The sequence below is a fragment of the Runella sp. R0.1_18 genome, from assembly GCF_057652155.1.
Window position 1 is genome coordinate 57,942 of sequence record NZ_JBYFCK010000014.1, and the last position, 20,701, is coordinate 78,642.

At 43.9% G+C, this 20,701-nt stretch carries 20 protein-coding genes; 7 read left to right on the forward strand and 13 right to left on the reverse strand.

Annotated elements, in window-relative coordinates; translation table 11 throughout:
- Positions 1-5: 5 nt before the first annotated feature.
- The 5 genes from AC23P2_RS21660 to AC23P2_RS21680 form a co-directional block, all read right to left on the reverse strand.
- Positions 6-1,124, reverse strand: coding sequence for an ABC transporter permease (locus tag AC23P2_RS21660; RefSeq protein ID WP_487775139.1), 1,119 nt, complete (start codon positions 1,122-1,124; stop codon positions 6-8).
- A gap of 13 nt (positions 1,125-1,137) precedes the next feature.
- The gene (locus tag AC23P2_RS21665; RefSeq protein WP_487775140.1) at positions 1,138-2,097 is read right to left on the reverse strand and encodes an HlyD family secretion protein; all 960 of its coding nucleotides are present in this window, start codon (positions 2,095-2,097) and stop codon (positions 1,138-1,140) included.
- Between the two features lie 12 nt (positions 2,098-2,109).
- On the reverse strand, positions 2,110-2,814 hold the full coding sequence (locus AC23P2_RS21670) for an ABC transporter ATP-binding protein (protein WP_487775141.1): 705 nt from the start codon (positions 2,812-2,814) through the stop codon (positions 2,110-2,112).
- Between the two features lie 220 nt (positions 2,815-3,034).
- On the reverse strand, positions 3,035-6,523 hold the full coding sequence (locus tag AC23P2_RS21675) for a PVC-type heme-binding CxxCH protein (protein ID WP_487775142.1): 3,489 nt from the start codon (positions 6,521-6,523) through the stop codon (positions 3,035-3,037).
- A 151-nt stretch (positions 6,524-6,674) separates the two neighbouring features.
- Positions 6,675-7,925: a GDSL-type esterase/lipase family protein gene (locus tag AC23P2_RS21680; RefSeq protein ID WP_487775143.1), complete on the reverse strand. Its 1,251-nt coding sequence runs from the start codon at positions 7,923-7,925 to the stop codon at positions 6,675-6,677.
- A gap of 236 nt (positions 7,926-8,161) precedes the next feature.
- Between AC23P2_RS21680 and AC23P2_RS21685 the strand changes: the two genes are divergently transcribed.
- Both AC23P2_RS21685 and AC23P2_RS21690 read left to right on the forward strand, forming a co-directional pair.
- Entirely contained in the window at positions 8,162-9,073 is a 912-nt protein-coding gene (locus AC23P2_RS21685) for an MBL fold metallo-hydrolase (protein ID WP_487775144.1), read from the forward strand.
- Positions 9,074-9,284: 211 nt separating this feature from the next.
- On the forward strand, positions 9,285-9,824 hold the full coding sequence (locus tag AC23P2_RS21690) for a DUF6580 family putative transport protein (protein ID WP_487775145.1): 540 nt from the start codon (positions 9,285-9,287) through the stop codon (positions 9,822-9,824).
- A 54-nt stretch (positions 9,825-9,878) separates the two neighbouring features.
- Here the strand turns inward: AC23P2_RS21690 and AC23P2_RS21695 are convergent, their stop codons facing one another.
- Positions 9,879-10,793, reverse strand: coding sequence for a 1-aminocyclopropane-1-carboxylate deaminase/D-cysteine desulfhydrase (locus AC23P2_RS21695; protein ID WP_487775146.1), 915 nt, complete (start codon positions 10,791-10,793; stop codon positions 9,879-9,881).
- A gap of 79 nt (positions 10,794-10,872) precedes the next feature.
- Between AC23P2_RS21695 and AC23P2_RS21700 the strand changes: the two genes are divergently transcribed.
- On the forward strand, positions 10,873-11,715 hold the full coding sequence (locus tag AC23P2_RS21700; protein ID WP_487775147.1) for a hypothetical protein: 843 nt from the start codon (positions 10,873-10,875) through the stop codon (positions 11,713-11,715).
- A gap of 2 nt (positions 11,716-11,717) precedes the next feature.
- On the opposite strand, the gene AC23P2_RS21705 is transcribed toward AC23P2_RS21700, so the two are convergent.
- Positions 11,718-12,137: a DUF4783 domain-containing protein gene (locus AC23P2_RS21705; RefSeq protein ID WP_487775148.1), complete on the reverse strand. Its 420-nt coding sequence runs from the start codon at positions 12,135-12,137 to the stop codon at positions 11,718-11,720.
- A 99-nt stretch (positions 12,138-12,236) separates the two neighbouring features.
- On the opposite strand from AC23P2_RS21705, the gene AC23P2_RS21710 reads away from it, so the two are divergent.
- Positions 12,237-12,734: a phosphoribosyltransferase family protein gene (locus AC23P2_RS21710; RefSeq protein ID WP_487775149.1), complete on the forward strand. Its 498-nt coding sequence runs from the start codon at positions 12,237-12,239 to the stop codon at positions 12,732-12,734.
- A 19-nt stretch (positions 12,735-12,753) separates the two neighbouring features.
- On the opposite strand, the gene AC23P2_RS21715 is transcribed toward AC23P2_RS21710, so the two are convergent.
- From AC23P2_RS21715 to AC23P2_RS21725, 3 genes are all read right to left on the reverse strand, one after another.
- Positions 12,754-13,074 (reverse strand): YbjQ family protein, encoded by a 321-nt coding sequence (locus AC23P2_RS21715; RefSeq protein ID WP_028525734.1) that lies wholly within the window; start codon positions 13,072-13,074, stop codon positions 12,754-12,756.
- A 138-nt stretch (positions 13,075-13,212) separates the two neighbouring features.
- Positions 13,213-13,980 carry an SDR family NAD(P)-dependent oxidoreductase gene (locus AC23P2_RS21720; RefSeq protein ID WP_487775150.1) on the reverse strand — a complete coding sequence of 256 codons (768 nt, stop codon included), beginning with the start codon at positions 13,978-13,980 and terminating at the stop codon, positions 13,213-13,215.
- A 33-nt stretch (positions 13,981-14,013) separates the two neighbouring features.
- A complete protein-coding gene (locus AC23P2_RS21725; RefSeq protein ID WP_487775151.1) occupies positions 14,014-14,772 on the reverse strand; it encodes an SDR family NAD(P)-dependent oxidoreductase in 759 nt (252 codons plus the stop codon).
- Positions 14,773-15,180: 408 nt separating this feature from the next.
- On the opposite strand from AC23P2_RS21725, the gene AC23P2_RS21730 reads away from it, so the two are divergent.
- Positions 15,181-16,869 carry a sodium:solute symporter family protein gene (locus tag AC23P2_RS21730; protein WP_487775152.1) on the forward strand — a complete coding sequence of 563 codons (1,689 nt, stop codon included), beginning with the start codon at positions 15,181-15,183 and terminating at the stop codon, positions 16,867-16,869.
- On the opposite strand, the gene AC23P2_RS21735 is transcribed toward AC23P2_RS21730, so the two are convergent.
- Entirely contained in the window at positions 16,866-17,717 is an 852-nt protein-coding gene (locus AC23P2_RS21735) for a zinc dependent phospholipase C family protein (protein ID WP_487775153.1), read from the reverse strand. The genes AC23P2_RS21730 and AC23P2_RS21735 overlap by 4 nt on opposite strands.
- A 528-nt stretch (positions 17,718-18,245) precedes the next feature.
- On the opposite strand from AC23P2_RS21735, the gene AC23P2_RS21740 reads away from it, so the two are divergent.
- On the forward strand, positions 18,246-18,644 hold the full coding sequence (locus AC23P2_RS21740; protein WP_487775154.1) for a Dabb family protein: 399 nt from the start codon (positions 18,246-18,248) through the stop codon (positions 18,642-18,644).
- Positions 18,645-18,714: 70 nt separating this feature from the next.
- Here AC23P2_RS21740 and AC23P2_RS21745 read toward each other — a convergent pair whose 3' ends face one another.
- A complete protein-coding gene (locus tag AC23P2_RS21745; RefSeq protein WP_487775155.1) occupies positions 18,715-19,506 on the reverse strand; it encodes an anti-sigma factor in 792 nt (263 codons plus the stop codon).
- Complete coding sequence (locus tag AC23P2_RS21750) at positions 19,503-20,042, reverse strand: RNA polymerase sigma factor (RefSeq protein ID WP_028525740.1); 540 nt, start codon at positions 20,040-20,042, stop codon at positions 19,503-19,505. The genes AC23P2_RS21745 and AC23P2_RS21750 overlap by 4 nt, the downstream gene beginning before the upstream one ends.
- A gap of 166 nt (positions 20,043-20,208) precedes the next feature.
- Here AC23P2_RS21750 and AC23P2_RS21755 point away from each other — a divergent pair, with 166 nt between their 5' ends.
- Positions 20,209-20,640, forward strand: a complete 432-nt coding sequence (locus AC23P2_RS21755; RefSeq protein WP_487775156.1) for a hypothetical protein — start codon at positions 20,209-20,211, stop codon at positions 20,638-20,640.
- The last annotated feature ends 61 nt before the right edge of the window (positions 20,641-20,701 follow it).

A 20,701-nucleotide genomic window follows, 5' to 3' on the forward strand; every position in this document is an offset into this window, starting at 1 on the left:
AACAATTAGGTTCTAAATACTTGGGCAGGTTCCATTTTGGTGATTTTTCGCATGGCAAACAGACTTCCCAACACCGCGATGAACAGGGTCACACCAATGAGAAAAAGGATTAAATAAGGCGTAATTTTGATGTTAAGGCTGGTTTTGGTGACGTTAACAAAGCCACGCAGCAAGACATAGGCAATGACAAAACCGACCGTCGAATAAATAACGGCTTGCCATAAAATCAGTTGGCGAATTATCCCATTCGTTCCCCCAATGGCTTTGAGCGTTCCGTAATCTTTCAATCGGTCATTGACGGCCGAAAACATCGTTAAGCCCACAATGGCAAAGCCCGTGATAATGGCAAAAACGACCAATAGACCAAAGGAGGCGACAATGCCACTGTTCAATGCAAAATACTTGAGGCTTTCTTGGGTGAACGCTTCTCCGTCGCGGGCTTTCACGCCCAAAATCTCTTTGTTGATGTTGTTTACCACTTGTTGGTGCGTAAAACCTGGCTCGGCCTCCACCAAAAACGCCGACGCTTGGTTGGTAGAAATTCGGCACAGTTTGCGGGCGCGTTCAACCGTCGTAAAGCCATAAGCAACGCCTAACCCTTTGGCACTTCGGGTGTTTCCACTCAAAAAAACGCGGGAGCCGTTGAACTCAAAATGGTCGCCAATTTTGATTTTTTTGGAAGAAATGGGGTCATATTCGTCCGTAATGAGGGCGCCTTCTTGCTGCAAATCTTCCAAATTCCCTTTGACAAAATTCCACGGCCCACCCGCATGGCGCGGCGCTTGCGTTCCAATGAGCGTAATGGGCGTTTTGGTACCATCCTTAAACTTGGCGCTACCTGCGGCCACCACCATCGTATTTACCCGCTTCACACCTGTGATACTCATCAGCTCCCGCGAGATGCGCATATCTAACAACGGCAAATCACTGACTTGCTGACTTTTATCGCTCACAACCCAAATGTATTGCTTGTTGTTTTCAGCCAAAGAAATGGTACCGCCCAACAAGGCAAAACAAATGCCGAGTTGTTGTCCAATCAAAAAAACCGATAGAATGATCCCAAACAAAATCCCAAACATTTTGGCTTTGTCGTACCACATAAACTTAAACGCCTCTTTGAGCATGGTAAGGTCACGTTTATTTGAGAAGAATAAGACAATCAACGCGGCTGCCAATCAACGGCATTTTTCCAGCCTCCAACCGAATGGACACATCCCGAACGCGGCGGTCTTCTTGTTCGGTCGCTTGGTCTTTAAACAGCGATTTTTGTTTCAGATACGCAGCGGCGTAACTCACTTTCCCCTGCGCCAAAGTGTCGCCTGTGGTTTGAGATAAAATGTAGGCTTTCTGCCCTATTTGTACCCGTTCGGCGTAGAGTTCATCCACTTCGGTTTTGGCATACAACGGCCCTGACGGCGCAAAATCGGCTATTGGGGAATCGTTATTGACGTATTCCCCCACTTTGACCAACACTTTCAGGATTTTTCCCGAAAGCAATGCCAACACTTTTTTCTTTTCTAAAACCGTTTGGTAATAGTTTAAATCAGCCTTCGATTCCCCGATACGGCTTTGGGCTTGCCGAACGTTGGCCTCCGCCGTCTCAATATCTTTTAATAACTTATCTACCGTCGCTTTGCTATCGTCCACGACTTGTTTTGTTTGCGCATTACCTTTGAACAAATCCACGTTTCGGGTATATGTTTCTTGGGCATTGTCCAAACTAACCCGCAATCCCTCAAGGGTGGCTTGGTTGGCCGCCAAGGTGGCTTGGAGCGTTGCAATTTTGCTTTGTGACTGACGAAGTTGGGCGTTTTCTACGGCTACTTCCACGCGCAACAGAGGTTGCCCTTTTCTAACCGAATCATTTTCGTCGATGAGCACTTCCAGCACGCGCCCCGTCGTGCCTGCCGTTAGGCTCAACAGTCCATCTTCTGGCTCAATTCTCGCCACCCCCAAAATCTGGTCTTTGGTCGAAGGAAGTGCCACCGAATCGACCTTGGCTACTTTTTCTTCCGAGTCCGTTTTTTTACCACATCCCCACCAAAGTGGGAGGCAAAAAAGCAACAACCATTCTTTTTTGACTTTCGTAGTTTTCACGTGTATAAGTTATTATGTTGCAACGTTCGTTAATTCAATGGGAATCACCTGTCCATTTTTCACCTCTACGGCACGGTCGGCGTACTGTTGTAGGCGTGGGTCGTGGGTTACCACGGCGACCGACTTTCCTTGCCGAGCCAACGTCTGTAATTCTTTCATCACCACCCCCAACGAATCTTTGTCGAGCGATGCCGTAGGTTCATCACACAAAATCATTTTGGGGTTTGTCACCAAAGCCCGAGCAATGGCAATGCGTTGTTGTTGGCCACCAGATAACGCTTTTGGTAAATTTTTACGTCGTTCTATCATTCCCACCGTTTCGAGGGCTTTTTGCACCCTTTTTTTTCGTTCGTTGCTGTCCAAACCGAGTAATTTTAGCGGTAACTCAACGTTTTCTTCCGCCGTAAGCGGTGCTAAAAGATTAAAGCTTTGAAACACAAAACCAATGGTTTCGAGTCGAAGGCGAGCCAATTTGGTGGCGTTAAGGGAATTGATGTGCTGCCCGTCCACCCACAAATCACCGTAGCTTGGATAAATAACACAGCCCAACAGAGAAAGCAAGGTGGTTTTACCCGAACCAGAAGGGCCAATAATCAAGGTAAGTTCTCCTTCATACAACTGAAAATCAGTAGCTTGAAGGGCTACAATTGTTTGGTCACCCGTTTTGTATTCTTTTCCCGCGCCTTTGAGTTCGGCGATGAGCTTTTTCTGATTCATGTTTTTAAAAAAGTACGATATTGTAATTTATACAAAATACTACAACAACATCGTATTTTCCATACAACTGAGAAGGTTTGAATTTTGTTAGAAAAAAGTTAAATTTTAATCTTCAAAAACTGTGAAGAGAAGAGCGAATTAGGTCAAACAAAAAGACTTCCCACTTCGGCCAACACAGCCTCAGTGGGAAGTCTAGAGTAAGCAGTCGAAACTACTTGAATTACATATCCATCATCAAACGAAGCTGGGCGGCTCCGTTTTGGTCATCCAGCACTTGTACAGAAATACTATTTTCTTTGAAGGCGTTTCTGTCGATGGCAATGGTGAACGAATGAATGCCTTTGGCCAATTCACCCGAGATACCCGTTGGCGACATCTTCATCGGTTTGGCATCCACCCAAGCCGATACTCCCGCGACTGAGTTCAGGGCTAATTCAACGTTTCCTTTGTTGACTACTTCCAAATTGAAACGAACAAAACTAAAACGCTTTCCAGCTCCACCTTCCACCACTGGTAGTTCTTCAAGCGGCAAGTTGCCCGATACTTTACTGTAAATCGGCATGTTTATGACCTTTCCTTTGTCCTTTGCCACAAACAAACCTCCTTCTTCTGCTACTTTTCGGGTCAGTTCTTTGCTATTGATGGCAGTATTCCAACGGCGCACAAAGCGGGAAGTCGGAACGCGGTATTGACCACCCATTTTTGACAAAAACCCAATCAAATCCACAAATTCTTTCTTGTCAAGCCCCGCCGTCAAGCTCGCTGGCATCAACGAACCTGGTGTTTTTTCGATGGTTGAGATTTGATTTTTAGCCATTGATATTTCCTGCCCTGCGACATCCCGCACCACTACTTCGGTATTGCCATTACTCACCAAATAGGCCATCATTTCACTGCCATCTTTTTTCACAATTCGCTGCAACTCATAACCTTCCTTGATGGAAAGCGTAGGATACAACACCGAACGAATAATAGTTTCTACGGGCGAACTTGTCCCCAAACTACTCAAATCTGGCCCAATTCGCCCTCCAGCCCCGCCAATGGCGTGACACGTTTGGCACAACAACTCTGACTTTCTAAATACTTTTTCTCCCAATGCAGGGTCAGCCGTTTCAGCCACCGTTTTGGCCAAGGCTGTTATTTCGCGGTCGTTGAGTTGTTGGGGCATTTTTTCGACGGGCAACGTACCACCAGACGCCTCCAGCGCTTTTTCCAATTGCACTACATCATCGGCGCGGCGACGGGTCCAAGGAATGTTTCGTCCCATTAACTGACGCCCCGCCTTGGCAAAATTTTCAGGGATTTTTCGCGTATTAATCGCTTCTGACAAAGCCTCTGTCGCCGTTTTGGTCGCAAAAAACGCTTTAAACAAATCTGTTACATCCGTTTCAGCGGGAACAGTCCGCATCAAGTCTGTCCCAATTTTGGCCGCTTCATTGGCATCCAGCCCCACCAGTTGCGTCACTGACATTACTCGTAGCTCGGGAGAATTTTTAGCCCCTGTTAAATCCACCAATATTTTTTTCGATTTTTCGCTTCCCATCGCCGATAAAGCCACCAATGCCGCCTTTTTGACGGGTTTTTCGCCTTGCTGAACCAAACCCAGCAATTGCTCACTCAGCTCTTCCATTTTCCACAGCCCCACCAACCGAATCGCCGTGGTTGAGACGGCTTCTTCGTCACTTTTTATAAAATCTACAATTCTACCCAATCCATTGGTGGGCTGTATTTTTCGTTGCTGTGCTGCCTCCGCCAGCGCCCCTAACCGCGCGGCCGTTTGTTTATCGCGCGCAGCATTACCTTGTACTGTCATATCAAACAAGGTAGTTAAGTCAGCAGCTTTTCCCCATTTTGTAATAGCAGCCAGCGCATCCTTTTGATATTCTTCGGGCACTTGGCCTTTCTGGTACAATTGGGTCAAACGGGCCACCGCCTCTGGGTTATTGACAGATTTTAGGGCAAAAGCTGTTTTCTTAGCATCCCCCAAAAAGTTCGCATCTGTTTTTAAACGGCTCAACCACTGAGGTTCCAATTCGCGTACGGTTTCCCACAGCGCAAAATCCAAAAATTCATCCATGGAGTTATCCAATACGGTCAAAGCCGTTTGCGCTGCTTCGGCAGATTTTAGCTTTCGCAAAGCAATTACCCCCTCCAATCGGACGCGCGGGTGGGTGTCTTTTACGGCGTTGGCCAACAGCCCCGCTTCCTCCTTTACCTTGCCATGCCACAACTGAAATGCCCGAATCGCCGCTGCACGGGCGTTGTGATTTTCGGCTTTAAGTAAACTCGATAACACTGACTCATTGACAGTATCCAACGTTTGATACGTCCACAACGCTTCCAACAATAAGTGCTCATAATTGGGATCTTTTTTATCTAATTTACTCACCCATTGCTCAAGGGCAGGAATTACCTCCTTCGCACCACGGCTTTTGAGGACTTGTTTGGCTTGGAGCCGCGTCCAATCTTCGGGTTGGCGAAGCGCCTCCAAGAGTTCATTTACCGAAGCTTTGGTCAGTTGTGGTTTCTTGACCAATGGCCGATTCTTTGCCACAATCCGCCAAATCCTTCCGTGTTCTTGGTCGCGGCGTGGGTCATGGAAATCAACTTCTCCGTGCTGAATAATGGGGTTGTACCAATCGGCAACGTAAATAGCGCCGTCGGGGCCTACCGAAATATCCACGGGACGAAACGCCACATTATCTGTCCAGAGCAGGTCTTCCACTTGTTTAGAAACAAACCCACTGCCTTGTTCTTCCAATTTGAAACGATTGATACGGTTGGCTCGAAAGTCGTTGGTAATCAAAGACCCCGCCCACGACTCAGGCAAATGCCGCCCCGAAATAATATCCAATCCGCTGTGCTTAGGTTGGCCTGGGTTAAGTCCTCTTAAAATACGTTCAGCACCAGGTGCCGTCACAAACGTAGCTCCAGGAAAGGCGTAATTAATTCCCTCATTTCCAGCTCCATCAGTCAAGAACGACGAACCCCAACGCGAAAACTGCAAGCCCCACGGGTTGATAAGCCCTTTGGCATAAATATCGAGGTCGAGTTGTTGAGGGCGCAATTGCCACACTCCTCCCCCTTCCAAGCGCTTAATCCCAGATGGCGTTTCTATGTGGCTATAAATATAAATGGATTGGTTAAAATACATGCTTCCTTCGGGCCCCCAGCGGAAGGTATGAATCAAATGGTGCGTGTCGGCAGTTCCGAATCCGCTCAAAATACGTCGTCGTTTATCAGCTTTCCCATCGCCATCGGTATCCGCAAAGTGCAAGATTTCGGTAGAGTTGGCCACATAAACGCCCCCATCTCCAGGCAAAATACCCGTGGGAGTCAGCAGTCCTTCAGCAAAAATGGTCGATTTATCCGCTTTGCCATCCCCATCGGTATCTTCCAACACAAACACTTTATCGTTGGCTTGTTCACCCGTTTTTAGGTGAGGATAAGCGGTACTACTTACCACCCAGAGACGCCCCTCAGCATCCCAGTTCATTTGAATGGGCTTTGCCACCAACGGCTCGGCGGCAAAAAGGGTTACTTCAAAACCATCGGCTACTTTGAACGATTCGAGTTCTTTTTGAACATCAGGGTTGGGAACATCCCAATTCTTATCTTGATTTACCAAGGCAGTCGTCAAAACAACGACGGGAATGAGCAAGGTTTTTCGTAAAAATGAAGCAGTTATGTTTAAATATGTTCGTTTCATACGCTATGAAATAGTGGTGTTTCAGGTTTGGGGTTTTCTGTTTCGGGTTTGGAGTTTTCGGTTGCGGGTTTGGGGTTTTCTGTTGCGGGTTTGGAGGGTCTGTTTTTCCCAATAACAGATAACAAATAACCAGTAACATGCAATAAATACCCTACTTCAACAGGGTTAATTGATACGTTACGGGTTTAGGTTGATTGACCGTTCCTATTTGCGCCTCCAACCAAGTAATCAAGTAGTTCTGCTCTTCCAACCCTTTTTTGTGGCGGCCTTGCTCATAAGAACGAAAACCGATGATATAAGTTTGGTTTAAAGGTCGGTATTGAAAAAAGAACAACTCTTCTTTTTTCAGGATGGTTTTCCGAAGCTCTTCGGCCTGATAATAGGTAGGCCCTTGCTTTATCGTTACCCCTTTTTCCCACTCTTTGGCCGACGCCGTCACAATAACATCATCGTCCGTCGAAAGAGTATAAAATCCTTTTTTTAAACCCTTAATTGAAAGCTTTCGGCCGTTATCAACCGCAATGGTTTTACCGTCTTCCTGAGGCGCAGGCAAAGGCAGGCACATTTCGTTGACTGTAAAACTCAAACTCATGGTCGATTTGTCAAGTTGATTCAATTTCGTCGCCACCGCCGATTCTACGGCATTGTTCGCCACATCAATGACAATACTCCCATTTCGAGGCGGGAGTCCCAAACTTTTTTCCAAAGCCGTTGCCAAATAATAATAGCCAGTTCCGTTGAGATGCACTCCATTTTCGGTAATCACAGCTTGTTTGCTGATTTCTAACATCGGCTTGAATACATCCAAATACCTTTTTTTACGTTCTTTAGCGATTTGTTCAATTGCCGCAGCATACATTTCAAGGGCTACGTTTCTTTTCGTTGTATTATCTGAAGCAGGCAGTAAGACAGGGATGGGCGACACCAGTACCGCTTTTGCTCCTAGTTGGTCTATTTTATCTAACAAACTTACGTAGCCTTGTTTAAAGCGAGCAAGACCTTCCTCTCCCTCTTGAGCTTCGATACCACCATAACCCACAAATACCACCGTCGGTTTTGCTTCCGTAATTTGCTGAATCAATAACTCATACGGCGTTGGTGGAGTTGTCACGTAACTGCGCGCGTCTCCATAGACATTATCTCCCGACCAGCCTATATTTCGGTAGGTAATGGCTCGGTTTGGCCAGCGGGTAGTTAGGGCAAGTTCTAAATAGCCAAATTGTACATCGTTTTCAAACAACGAGTTTCCTACAAAAAGTACCCTGTCTCCCTTTTCGAGCTGAAAAGCCGCATCAAGCGCATCTACATTAGTTTTTGCGTTGGTTTGAGCGAACGTAATCGTTGCATGGCTCAAAAAAAGTAGGGCTACAATGAACGTAAGTGATTTGTACAGCTTACACATGGAAGTTTAAAAGTGTTCTAAAATGAGAAAGCAGATATAAAAAAGAGATTGGTGTGAGGGGTAAGAAAAACAAGCGATGACTGTCCTTGTTACGACCTATTATAAAGAGTCAGGAAAGGGCAAAAATTACCTACTTTCTCACCCTCTTTTGGTAAAAAAACTAACAAAGCTTCTTTATCGGCCACAAAACGGGTATTTTTAGCCTTCTATTCGCTGACCTTTATTTTCATCAACCCATGTTTAGGTACTGGATTCTTTATTTTCTTTTTGCACTTAGTGCGTATGCACAAGAACCTTACGTGGTGGTATTGGGAATTGCCCAAGACGGTGGCTATCCGCAGGCGGGTTGCAATAAAGCTTGTTGTCGGGCAGTTTGGGAGAAAAAATTAGCCTTTGAATCTGTTTCGTGCATCGCATTGGTGGATCCAAGCACTGGCCAACGCTGGATTTTTGATGCTACCCCTGATTTTAAGATCCAATTAGAAGCACTTAAACATACCACAAACAACGAATCAAATGACCTGTCGGGGATTTTTCTTACGCACGCCCACATCGGTCACTACACTGGCCTCATGGATTTAGGAAGAGAAGTCATGGGTGCCAAATCAGTGCCTGTGTTTGTCATGCCTCGTATGAAAGAATACCTTGAGAAAAATGGCCCGTGGAGTCAACTCGTCAGCATCGAAAACATCCAACTCCAGCCTATACAAGAAAACGGTTTCATTCAATTAAATAGCCGTTTGCAGGTTCGGGCGTTCCGTGTTCCGCATCGGGACGAGTTTTCAGAAACAGTAGGATACGAAATCAAAAGTCAAGGAAAACGTCTCGTATTTATTCCTGACATCGACAAATGGCAAAAGTGGTCCGAATCGCTCGAAGGATTGGTAAAATCAGCTGACTATGCCCTACTCGACGGTACATTTTTTAAAGATGGAGAAATCAACCGCCCCATGAGTGAAGTTCCTCATCCGTTTATCACCGAGACAATGTCGCTATTGGATAAGCTACCCATATACCAAAAGTCCAAAGTCCATTTTATTCACCTTAACCATACCAATCCGCTTTTCCAACCAACGTCCGAAGAGTCAAAGCTAATCCAGAAAGAAGGTTTTCGGGTAGCCCACTCATTGCAAATTTTTAGACTATGAAATAGACACTAAAACCAACCAAAGACCTATCGACCAAGAAGGTTTATAAACTTTTTTAAGTATTAGTTCACTATTTGTTATTTTTTTTAGTGTTTTTTTGACACACTTCTTGCAATTTTCACAAATATCATTTTATCTTTACACCCAAGTTCAGAGAAATCTAAGAGCCAACAAAAAAAAACACGTATCGAGAGAACTTTTTACCTCAGTCATGAATTCAGTTTTTACGAGATTTAGTACAGTAGCTGTGCTGATTTTTTTAGCTACACTTTCTCGGATTTTACCTCATCCATTTAACTTTACCCCCATTGGAGCTATTGCTTTGTTTGGCGCTGCTCAGTTTAGTCGTAAGGTTTATGCTTTCATGATTCCGATGGTAGCCATGCTTTTGAGTGACGTACTCATTGGCTCACCTTCTCTCCCCACTTACGTTTCTTTTGTTCTCATTTCCACATTTGGTCTTTTCTTTTTGAAAAAAGTTACCTTTGGACGCGTTGTCGTGGCTAGTTTGGTAGCTTCTATTTCGTTCTTTTTAATTACGAATTTCTTTGTTTGGTTTCAAGGTTCGATGTATCCACAAACGTGGGCAGGTCTTGTGGCGTGCTACACTGCGGGTTTAGCATTTTACCAACAAACATTTTGGGGAAATTTATTCCTCAACACCGTCATGGGTGACTTCTTTTACAATGCTGTTCTTTTTGGAAGTTACTACGGTATCCAACGATTGACATTCAAGCCTTCTATGGCATAAAATATTTGTTTTCATGGCTGTTAATAGGTAGATAAATAGCCCCGATATTCGGGGCTATTTTCTTTTTATCGGAGGCAACAATTGGCTTCTTCCTTGTAAACCTCCTGTGTGCAGAACCACCATTTGGGTTCCTGGTTTAAAAAAACCTTCTTTCGCTAATTCCACCAGTCCATACATCATTTTAGCGGTATAGACTTGTTCAAGTGGTATGCCCGTTTGCGTTTCAAACTCACGGATAAACTCCAGCAATGAGTCGTTCATTTTTCCATAACCGCCAAAATGATATTTTTCTATCACTTTCAAATGCCCTTGTGGCTGGGGAATATGCGTTAAAATCAACTGCGTAGCCTCTTCAGATGAGATTTTTAAACTAGGAAAAACCAATACCTCGTTCTCAAATACGGATAGAATACCCGCTGCCGTTCCACCCGTGCCCAGCGCAGTACAAAAGTAATCAATCTTTCCATCGAGCTGTTTTTTTACCTCTTCCACCATTTCAGCTACCCCTTTTACCGCCAACTGATTTGACCCACCTTCAGGAATCACAAAAGCATCTCTGCCGTAATTGTGGGCCAATGTTTCTTTATCGCGGTAAGCTGTTCGGCTTACAAAAAGTAGTCTCATCCCACACTTGGCCGCAAACTGCAACGTTGGGTTGGAATCTGGGCTCAGTTCTTCGCCTCGAATGATACCAATGGTGTCAAAATCGAGCGCCTTCCCCGCAGCTGCTACGGCAGCGATATGGTTTGAGAATGCACCACCAAACGTAAGTAATGTTTGAAAGCCACTTTTTTCGGCTTCTATCAAATTGTATTTTAACTTCCGCCACTTATTTCCCGAAATGTAAGCATGAATTAAATCATCACGTTTGAAGTAAACGCGTAAACCCAGCTCTATAAAAATAGGGGCTTCAACGATTTGAATAGGGGTTTGGGCGGTGTTCTCCCAAAATCTGACGACTTTACTCACAATAACAATTTCCTTTTTACGTACATTTGCTTAAATCAATACCCAAGTTTTATCAACTTTTATCATTCCCCAAACAACTATGAAAAAAATAATTTTGAGCCTAATGATGTTTGGCGTTGTTGGCGCTGCTTCAGCCCAAGAAACTCCCTCGGCAGATGCCATCCTTGACAAATACCTGGCTGCCATTGGCGGCAAAGAGGCACTTTCCAAAATCGAAGACATTGCCATTAGCACAGTGGCCGAAACACAACGCGGCTCGATGGAATCGGAAGTAAAATTTAAAAAAGGCAATAAATTCAGCAGTGTCATGTATATGATGGGCAATGAAGTAATGCGCCAAACGTGCGATGGGACAAAAGTAGCCATTACTTCTGGTTTTGGAGGTAATACCAACTCGCGTACACTTGAAGGCAAAGACGCAGCAGGCGCTATTTTACAAGCTGCTCCTTTCCCAGAATTACTTTATGCTGAATTTAACGTTCAAAAGACGGTGGTTGGCAAAGAAGCAGTCAATGGCAAAGATGCGTGGAAAGTGGAATTTGCCATTCCTGAAGGAAGAAAATGGAACGATTTCTTTGATGTAGAGACGGGTCTCAAAGTAAAAAGAGCTGGCTCGGGTGAAGGTCAAAGAGGCCCTCGTCCTGATGGACAAGGCGGAGGCCAACGTCCAGAAGGACAACGCCCCGAAGGTGGCGGCGGACAGGGTGGTCAAGGCGGCGGCCGTGGCGGTATGGGTGGTGGAATGATGGGCGGTGGAATGATGAACGCAGCCCTCAGCGACTACAAAGAAATTAAGGATGGCAATGGCGTTAAAATTCCGTACATCCGCGAGCAAGGCAATGGGCAGTTCTCTTCAAAAGCCGAAGTGACGTCGGTTAAAGTAAACAAAGGCATCAAAGACAACAACTTCGTGATTAAATAAAATCACTCTTTCTTAAAATGTAACGTATTGATAAGGTATTCTTTTTCGGTAACTCTCATCAAAATATATACCTGAAACGAGTTACCATTCACCGCCTGATACGTTGCAGTACAATAACGAACTTTAGAAGCCGTCCCCTGAAAGCCATATTTAAAGTCTTTCGGGGGATATTTTTTAAAGAAGTTTTTCAAAATCAATTCTGCCTGTCCATCACGAACGCGCCGAAACTCAACGTGTTCGGCATCAATGACTAAATCCAAATTTTTCTCAAAATGCACCGCAAGATTGTGGGCATTTCCGCTTTTTATCGAGCCTTTTATTTTTTCGGCAATTTCAAGCTCGCGGGCAGCCTTCTCGGCAATAAAGCCACTAAAAATACACCCAACTACTAGCGTCAAGAAAATAATTTGCAGGTTTCTCATTGCGAAAGCGTAAATTTGTTTTTTGATTTCAATAAGTTCTTGGCTAAAATTGTGCCAAACTCTTTCATCTCACAAAAAACAGATTATTCCTTTTTCGCTGTGCAGAAACCAATACTTTCACTCGACCAAACCCACCAAAAAATAAAGCGAATTGCGTTTGAAATTTACGAACGTAACCTCGAAGAAACCAACGTTGTTCTTGCTGGAATTGTGGGCGAAGGCTATACCATGGCTGGTCTTTTAACCAACTACCTGCGGGAGATTTCGCCTTTGAACATTACGTTGATGAAAATTGACCTAAACAAAGAGCAACCACATACTAGCCCTGTCCATTTTGACATAGACAAAGAAGCACTCAATGGCAAAGTAATCATTGTTGTGGACGATGTGCTAAACACAGGTCGTACACTTGCCTACAGTCTTTCGCCGTTTTTAGGCGTTTCTGTCAAACGGGTACAAGTAGCGGTCATGGTCAATAGGGCACATCACTCTTTCCCTATTTCGGCCGATTATGTCGGTTATGCCCTCAGTACTACCCTCAACGAGCACATTCGGGTGAAGCTTTCTGAGCCTGAAGCTGGCGTTTATTTAAGTTAATAAGAGGGGAAGTCCCCTCTTATTCATAAATAATGGCAGTACCGTTGGCGCTTACCATAAGCATGGTACCACTACCACCGATGGTTTGATAGTCTAAATCAACCCCAATGATAGCATTGGCGCCTAGGCGTTGGGCTTGTTCAATCATTTCTTTCAGGGCAATACTCTTGGCTTCGCGCAAGCCCTGTTCGTACGCCCCCGAGCGTCCGCCCACGATGTCACTAATGCCTGCAAAAAAGTCTTTTACAAAATTGGCACCTATGATGGCCTCGCCGTTGACCAAACCGATGTACTGAGTAATTTTTTTACCCTCAATGTTGTTGGTAGTTGTTATGAGCATATCAAAAGCGGTGAGAATGTTAAATATGGCACAATAGTAGTCATAATGGGATAAATCGGCGGTACAATCTAGGAACAACGGTCTTGGGAATGTACCAACGACTTAAAACCTCCATGAAAATATTGGGATATTTGCTTTCTAAATAGTCGTTCCTCCATCGACGGTATAAATGCCTCCTGTGCAGTATCCCGACGCATCCGAAGCTAAATACAAAACCAACGAAGCCACTTCTTCTACTGTCCCCATGCGGGCAATGGGCAACCGTTTTGTAAAATGGGCCAGCGTTTTTTCATCTTGCCACAATGCCTGGCTGAACTTTGTCTTGATAAGCCCTGGCGCAACGGCATTTACGCGGATTCCATCGGCTCCCCATTCTTTTGCCAATACTTTGGTAAGCATATTGATGGATGCTTTACTCACGCTATAAATCCCCAATCCAGGATCGGGCGTTTCGCCAGCAATGCTGCTAATATTGATAATGCTCCCCCCTCCTCTCAGTTTCATAACGGGATACACCAGTTTTGACAGTTGAAAAGGGGCTTTTACGTTGATGTCCATGATTTTGTCATAGGCATTGTCGGGGCAATCTACGGTGGGGCCATAATAAGGGTTGGCCGCTGCATTGTTTACCAAAATATCAATGCCTCCATACACCTCCATCGTTTTATCGAACAAGTGCTTTGTTTGAGCTTCGTCTCCCATTCTTGCCTCTATGGCCGTGACTTCGCCCCCCGTTTTACGAATGTCTTCCGCCAATTCATCTAGGTCTGCTTGTCGCCGACTGCTAATCACGACTTTTGCGCCAAACTGTGCCAAATAACGCGCAATTTGTTCGCCAATTCCTTTACTTGCTCCCGTAATGAGTGCTACTTTACCTGTCAATTGAAAAAGTTGGTTATCAGCCATTTTGGTCGTTTCTTTAGTAATAGGTGAATGAAATTAAGCAGTTAAAAGTCCGCCATCGAGGACAAGGGTATGTCCAGTCATAAATGAGGAAGAAGCCGAAGCCGCGTACAGAATTGCGTCAGCGATTTCTTCGGGTTTGCCAAATCGCTTCATCGGAATAGCATTCTGGAGTGCTTCCAAGTAATTGGTATCGTCGTTTACAATGGCATTTTCCAACATCGGTGTCAGCGTAAACGCTGGGCAAATGGCATTGACCCTGATTCCGTGTTTGGCAAATTCGAGGGCAGCCGAGCGCGTCATGCCCACTACGGCATGTTTACTGGCCGAATAACCAATGTGCCCCGCAAATCCACCCAAACCTGCCACGGAAGCAATATTGACGATATTTCCCTTTTTTCTACTCAAAAAATGAGGTAAAACCGCTTGCATACAATAAAAAAGGCCGTTTACATTGACGTCAAACACCTTCTGAAAGTCGTCAATCGGGTATTTTTCGGTACGAGCTCGTGGCCCAACGATGCCCGCACTATTAACCAATACATCAATATTCCCAAAATAGGAAATACAATCGCTAATCATGCGCTGTACGTCTTCTACGTCGGTGACATCAATACGAGCAAAAGTCGCCGCGGCACCCATTCCAGTAAGTTCTTCCACGAGTTCGTCACCTGCTTTTTCTGACAGGTCAGCAAGGAATAATTTAGCACCTTCGCGCGCAAAAGCCAATGCCGCCGACCGCCCAATGCCAGAACATCCTCCTGTAATAATTACTACTTGATCTTTGAAATTCATTGAATGAAAAATAAGTTTAATTAAGGGTTTTTGAAAAAAGAATCGGTTGTTAAAACTAGGATTATGACGCTTTAAACATCTTTTTTGACTTTCTAGCTAATCTTTACTAGAAGCTCAAAGAATACACCTAATTTTACGGCACGCATTTTGGTTATTTTTTTGATGTAAAACAAATAATTCACCCATTCCCTTTTGCTACTCAAATTTTGCGCATTTGTATGATGGACTCACAGCAACCTAACGAGACCGAAGGATTACCACCTTTCATTAAAAGTTGGCGCCAAATGTACCGCATTGTCATTGGTACCTTATTAGTACTTATGGCGCTTTTTTACGTAATGATGAAGTATTTTGAATAATATTCCCAGATTTCTAAACCTTTCACTTTCCACCTAATCCCTCCTGCCAATGAGTTTTATTGACTGGATTGTCTTAATTGGTACCCTCAGTTTTATTATTATTTACGGTATTTACCGAAGCCGTGGCAAACAAAACATTGATGATTATCTTATTGCAGGTCAATCGCTGCCTTGGTACCACGTATGCTTTTCCGTAATGGCTACGCAAGCGAGTGCGATTACTTTTTTATCTGCCCCAGGCCAAGGCTTTGCCGACGGAATGCGCTTTGTTCAGTTCTATTTTGGGCTTCCACTGGCGATGGTTGTGCTAAGTATTACTTTTGTGCCTATTTTTCACCGACTTAAAGTTTTTACTGCCTACGAATTTCTCGAAACTAGGTTTGATGGTCGAGTTCGTATTTTTACCGTTATCCTATTTTTATTATCACGCGGACTTTCAACGGGGCTTTCCATTTACGCTCCTTCCATCATTTTAGCCACTATTTTAGGCTGGGATTTAACTTGGACCAATATTTTGATGGGTTCATTGGTTCTTATTTATACCGTTACGGGCGGCACAAAAGCCATTTCTCATACCCACTTACAGCAAATGATTATTGTAACCATGGCCATGTTTGTGGCAGGTTACATGGTTGTTCATTTGTTGCCCAGTGACATTGGTTTTGTAGATGCGCTCAAGATTGCGGGTAAAGCAGGACGTCTTAACACCATTGATTTTCATTTTGACCCCAATAGCCGTTATAATATTTGGTCGGGTCTGATTGGAGGTTTCTTTTTGCAACTATCGTATTTTGGCACTGACCAATCGCAAGTAGGCCGCTACCTCACGGGAGAATCAATTGGGCAAAGCCGTATGGGGCTCGTAATGAATGGTTTGTTGAAAATCCCGATGCAATTCCTGATTTTGCTCGTTGGCGTACTCGTTTTTGTCTATTATCAATACAACCCCGCCCCGCTATTTTTTAACAAAGTAGAAACTGATAAACTCAGAAATAGCGAATACGCCGCCGATTTCCAATCGCTGGAAGAGAAACATTCATTGGCAGTGAGTAGTCAGCGGGCAGCAGTCGATGGATTGGCTAAGGCATTGGATTCCAAAGACGAAACTTCGATTGCCCATTGGCAAGAAGCCTTAAAAGCATCGGACGACACCCAAAAGCAACTTAAAAAAGACGCGGTTTCATTGATTAAGAAAAACAACCCAACAGCCGATACCAGCGATGTGAATTACGTTTTCTTGCGATTCGTTCTCGACCGCCTCCCAATTGGACTGATTGGTTTATTAATTGCTGTCATTTTTAGTGCGTCAATGGGGTCAATTGCCGCTGCTTACAACTCCTTGGCCTCTACCACGGTCGTAGATTTGTACAAACGCGTTTATAAAACCGATGCCAGTGATAATCATTATTTGATGGTAACCCGCATTTCTACCATTGGATGGGGCATTTTTTGCATTTTTGTGGCGCAATATGCCAGCAAGTTAGGGAGCATGATTGAGGCCGTCAATATTCTTGGTTCACTTTTTTACGGCGTTATTTTAGGTATATTCTTAGTCGCGTTTTACTTCAAAAACATTGGCGGAAAAGCCACTTTTTGGGGAGCTATTGTGGCCGAAATCGGCGTAGTTCTATGTTGGTGGTATGACTTGATGGCGTTTTTATGGCTTAACGTCGTAGGATGTGTACTCGTCATTGCTTTCGCGTGGGTAATTCAAAAACTCAAGCCTGCCAACGCCTAATGATCGCTTTCTGTTCTGACCGAAAATAGTCGCTTCAACCAGCCCATTTTTTCTTCTTTTTCTTCTCTTTTTGCTTGTTCGTCTAAGTCAAAATGAGAGAAATCGGAAAGGATGGGCTGGCCTGCATCCACCCAACAAGTAAACCAAAAATCGGCTACCATTTTAACAGAAGCACGCATTTGCCGCTCAATCTGGCGGTTAAGCATTTGATGGTAGCGCTCCGAAAACTCCCTCGAATAGGTCTTCACTATCACCCCATTACGGTCTTCCAGTACATATTTTTGTTCAGGTCGAAATTTCACCGACAACTCCCGTTCAAACCGTAAGACACTGTCCAATCCCGCATTGGCATTTCGGACAGCCTGCCAAGCGCGATGGGCTACTTTATGTTCGTAAATAGCCGCTCCCACAAACATATCGTAGCTTTCGCCGTACAATTCTGCCACCCTCGACTCCCAAAAGGCATGAATCCCTTCCTGGCCCGTCATTTGGCCGTTGTAATTGCGGGTTGTGTGCAAGGGAACGTTTGCATCGGCAATATAATGCCCCAAATCTGCAGCTACCCGTAAGATACGGCGGGGATTTTTTTGACGAAATGCTTCCGTAAGCTGAAATTTATATTGCTGAATTGCCCACGGTACGGTGCCGTTGAGCGCCAACGTATCTTCACCGTATTTTTCAACCGCCTCTTTCCAATAATACGGAAGTTTGTACAATGCGCTATCTCCATACGCCTCAGCGTCAATATAATGGCGTGGTGCTTCTCCCACTACGGCATAGCGCCTTTTGTCGGGGTTGACCGCATTTTCGGTCAGGTAGTTGATTTGTTTTTTGAAAAATACTTGCATTTCAGGAGGAAGGCAAAAAACCGCGAGACGGTTGATGCGCTGATGCGCCCAAAAACCCCACTTTATTTTCCCAGAAAAGCCACAAATTGGGATATTGAGCAATAGCAGAAGAAAAATTAGTGTAAATATTTTCCGAATTAAACATAGATTACAGGGGCACATCCCAAATTTTATTTGGTATTCGTTCTTTACACAAAAGTGTAATATCGAATTTTTTATCCTCAAAAACCGAAATAAAACCTTTTTTGAACTGCAAAATGGCGTAAAGTAGGTTTTTGAATTAAGTAATTGGCTGAGTATTTTTTGCAAAATCATTGATTTAATCTTCAAATTTTTACTGAGACGTTGAATAAGGTTGTATCGTCACTTTTAATACAGTCGTAATTTGATTTGGCAAAAAGCAAAAAATACAGAATTGTTTATATTTTTAATAAAAAAAGTACAATTTTTAAATTTCGTTCGTTATCTTTGCACCGTATTCAAAATCAGACGTGAAAACTGAAGTTTAAAAATCAAATTATTACCAAAATGAACAAGAAGAAGTTTTTCGGATATATCAAACCAGTATTTGGCCTTTGTGTATTTATGCTCATCATTTACGGAGCCTACACGCCAAGTCAGAATGCAGAGATTCAAAAAATCGTTTGTATTAAATTTAAGGCCGACGCAAGTGCCGCCGATATTGAGCGCCACATGAACGAGTTTGCCCAACTCCGCCGTGAGATTCACCAAATGGTTGCTTACTCAGGTGGTAAAACGTTGAGTGTTGCAGGAAGCTCAGAATATGATGCAATGCACTATCTTACTTTCCGCACGAAGGATGATATTTTGACGTTCCAAAATCACCCTAAATACCAAGAGTTTGTAAAAAACAACCAAGCATCTTGGGAAAAAGAATTGGTGATTGATGCAAACATTGCTAAATAGTTTTTGATAAATATTGACCAACAAAAAAGTCCCGCTTTGGCGGGACTTTTTTGTTGGAGTCGGGGCAGGATTACCCTGCCACCTTACCCATCACGTATAACTCTTCCAAATGAGGCGTCGGATTGCCTCCTTTCTTTTCGAGCGTGACCGCAAATGCATCTGCTTGTCCCGTCGTTTTCATTTTTTGGAAGGCAGTACTTACATCAAACACGCCTAAATCAACTGGTTTTCCTTCCACCAACGCCCAAAGTTGATATTGTTTGTCAGCACTAGGAGTAGGCAAAGACAAAACACTTAACTGAACTTCCTGCGTTTTAGGATTCCACACAACCCGCACCGAACTATTAGGCGATTTCTCAACCCCTTTTAAGGTCACAAACTGATTATTAGCATCATTTAACTGCGCAATTTGGGTTGTTTGTGCCTTAATTTCGTTCTGTTGTTGCGCCACCGTTGCTGAAAGTGTATCCATACGAGCGTTGAAATACACCACCGAGCCCACCAAAGCTGCTACTGAAGCCGCCGCTACCCACCCCCATTGGAAGGAATTTCCGCGAGAGTTAAGTGGTAAAACGGGCACATTATCTTCTTCTTGCTCGACTATCTCATCCACCTTGGTTTCAGTTTCATCCTCTGCGAAGATTAGTTGTGCCATAATTTTACCTTTCAGCGCAGCAGGAGCCGCCACTTTGTTGGCAAAAGCAAATTGTTCTATTGTATCGCTGAGACTATCTAATTCAGTCCTTATTTCGGGGTAAATTTTAGATAGGCAATCCACTTCCCTTCGTTCCTGATCAGAAACGTTTCCTGAAAGATAGTCTTCTAGGATACCTGATTCTATGTATTCTTTAACGTTAATCATGCACCAAAAAATTTTCTTAAATCCCTAAGAGCACTTCGCACACGCGTCTTTACCGTCCCAAGCGGCATATCTAGCCTTTGGGCTGCCTCTTCGTGCGTGTAGCCTCCCCAATACACCATTTCTATCAGCGTTTGCTGCTCCGGTTTTAGTTGCGACACCACTTCTTTAAGTTCGTTATTGTTAATTTCCTCATATATAGATTGACCTTGTTCAACAGTATATACGGCCGTATCTATGTCTTGGATTTCGAGGCGATTAACTCGCAAATAATCTATCGACGTATTTCGTGCGATATTGAGCATCCAGGTAAACAAACGCCCTTTGCTTGAATCGTATTGGGCAATGTTCTTCCAAATTTTGACGAAGATTTCTTGCAACAAATCTTGTGCAGTTTCTTCAGTGCGAACCACCTTTAATATAACCCCGTACAGTGCGTCGGAATAATTATCATAAAGGTAATTGAAAGCTTTGCGATCTTGCCTTCGCAACAGTTCCAATAGTTCGCTCTCATTCAATTTAGGCGTTTTTAATCCCATATAAAAAAGTTAAACCACTTGAGAATGGACAGTATTTACAAGTAAACAAAAGCGAGCGGACTTCTGTTTAAGAGCTTTCATGGATGCAATATCAAAAAAAAAAATCAGTCCTCTAAATCCAACTTGACATTAGCCATCGTAGATAGTACCAAAAAGGCTATCAACCATGAAAAAAGGACTTATCAAAACCGCTAAAATTTCGCTTTACTCCTTAGGTTTTCTTTTTATGGCATTTGTTGTCTATGCCAATCTAGAACCTGCACCCATGCACGCTTACGTAAAGCCAATTAGTATGACCATCATAAAAGTAGATGGGCTTGACGAAACTACTAATTCGGACGCGTTACAAAAACAAATTAGTCAACAAAAAGGGGTCACCGCTTGTACAGTTAACCCCGCAAGTCAACTCGTGAGCATCACTTTTGACCCTGATGCCACCAACGAGTCTTCTTTGAAATCATTGGTAGGAACCTATTCTGCCAAAAAAGTTGAGCCCGCTTCGTTTGATGGCGTGGAAGCGAGTGGCCCCCAATGCCCCGTGCCATTGTCTTACATTCAAGCTTTTGAGCGCGCTAAATACGCCTTCTGTTTCCGTTAGCATCTTTTATTTTCCCTCAATAACTACTCAAGTTTTAATTTAATCCATTTTCTCAATCAAT

Coding starts and splice junctions, on each gene's coding strand:
- AC23P2_RS21660 (WP_487775139.1), bottom strand. CDS start 1,124: ATGCTCAAAGAGGCGTTTAAGTTTATGTGGTACGACAAAGCCAAAATG.
- AC23P2_RS21670 (WP_487775141.1), bottom strand. CDS start 2,814: ATGAATCAGAAAAAGCTCATCGCCGAACTCAAAGGCGCGGGAAAAGAA.
- AC23P2_RS21675 (WP_487775142.1), bottom strand. CDS start 6,523: ATGAAACGAACATATTTAAACATAACTGCTTCATTTTTACGAAAAACC.
- AC23P2_RS21680 (WP_487775143.1), bottom strand. CDS start 7,925: ATGTGTAAGCTGTACAAATCACTTACGTTCATTGTAGCCCTACTTTTT.
- AC23P2_RS21685 (WP_487775144.1), top strand. CDS start 8,162: ATGTTTAGGTACTGGATTCTTTATTTTCTTTTTGCACTTAGTGCGTAT.
- AC23P2_RS21690 (WP_487775145.1), top strand. CDS start 9,285: ATGAATTCAGTTTTTACGAGATTTAGTACAGTAGCTGTGCTGATTTTT.
- AC23P2_RS21700 (WP_487775147.1), top strand. CDS start 10,873: ATGAAAAAAATAATTTTGAGCCTAATGATGTTTGGCGTTGTTGGCGCT.
- AC23P2_RS21705 (WP_487775148.1), bottom strand. CDS start 12,137: ATGAGAAACCTGCAAATTATTTTCTTGACGCTAGTAGTTGGGTGTATT.
- AC23P2_RS21715 (WP_028525734.1), bottom strand. CDS start 13,074: ATGCTCATAACAACTACCAACAACATTGAGGGTAAAAAAATTACTCAG.
- AC23P2_RS21720 (WP_487775150.1), bottom strand. CDS start 13,980: ATGGCTGATAACCAACTTTTTCAATTGACAGGTAAAGTAGCACTCATT.
- AC23P2_RS21725 (WP_487775151.1), bottom strand. CDS start 14,772: ATGAATTTCAAAGATCAAGTAGTAATTATTACAGGAGGATGTTCTGGC.
- AC23P2_RS21730 (WP_487775152.1), top strand. CDS start 15,181: ATGAGTTTTATTGACTGGATTGTCTTAATTGGTACCCTCAGTTTTATT.
- AC23P2_RS21735 (WP_487775153.1), bottom strand. CDS start 17,717: ATGCAAGTATTTTTCAAAAAACAAATCAACTACCTGACCGAAAATGCG.
- AC23P2_RS21740 (WP_487775154.1), top strand. CDS start 18,246: ATGAACAAGAAGAAGTTTTTCGGATATATCAAACCAGTATTTGGCCTT.
- AC23P2_RS21745 (WP_487775155.1), bottom strand. CDS start 19,506: ATGATTAACGTTAAAGAATACATAGAATCAGGTATCCTAGAAGACTAT.
- AC23P2_RS21750 (WP_028525740.1), bottom strand. CDS start 20,042: ATGGGATTAAAAACGCCTAAATTGAATGAGAGCGAACTATTGGAACTG.
- AC23P2_RS21755 (WP_487775156.1), top strand. CDS start 20,209: ATGAAAAAAGGACTTATCAAAACCGCTAAAATTTCGCTTTACTCCTTA.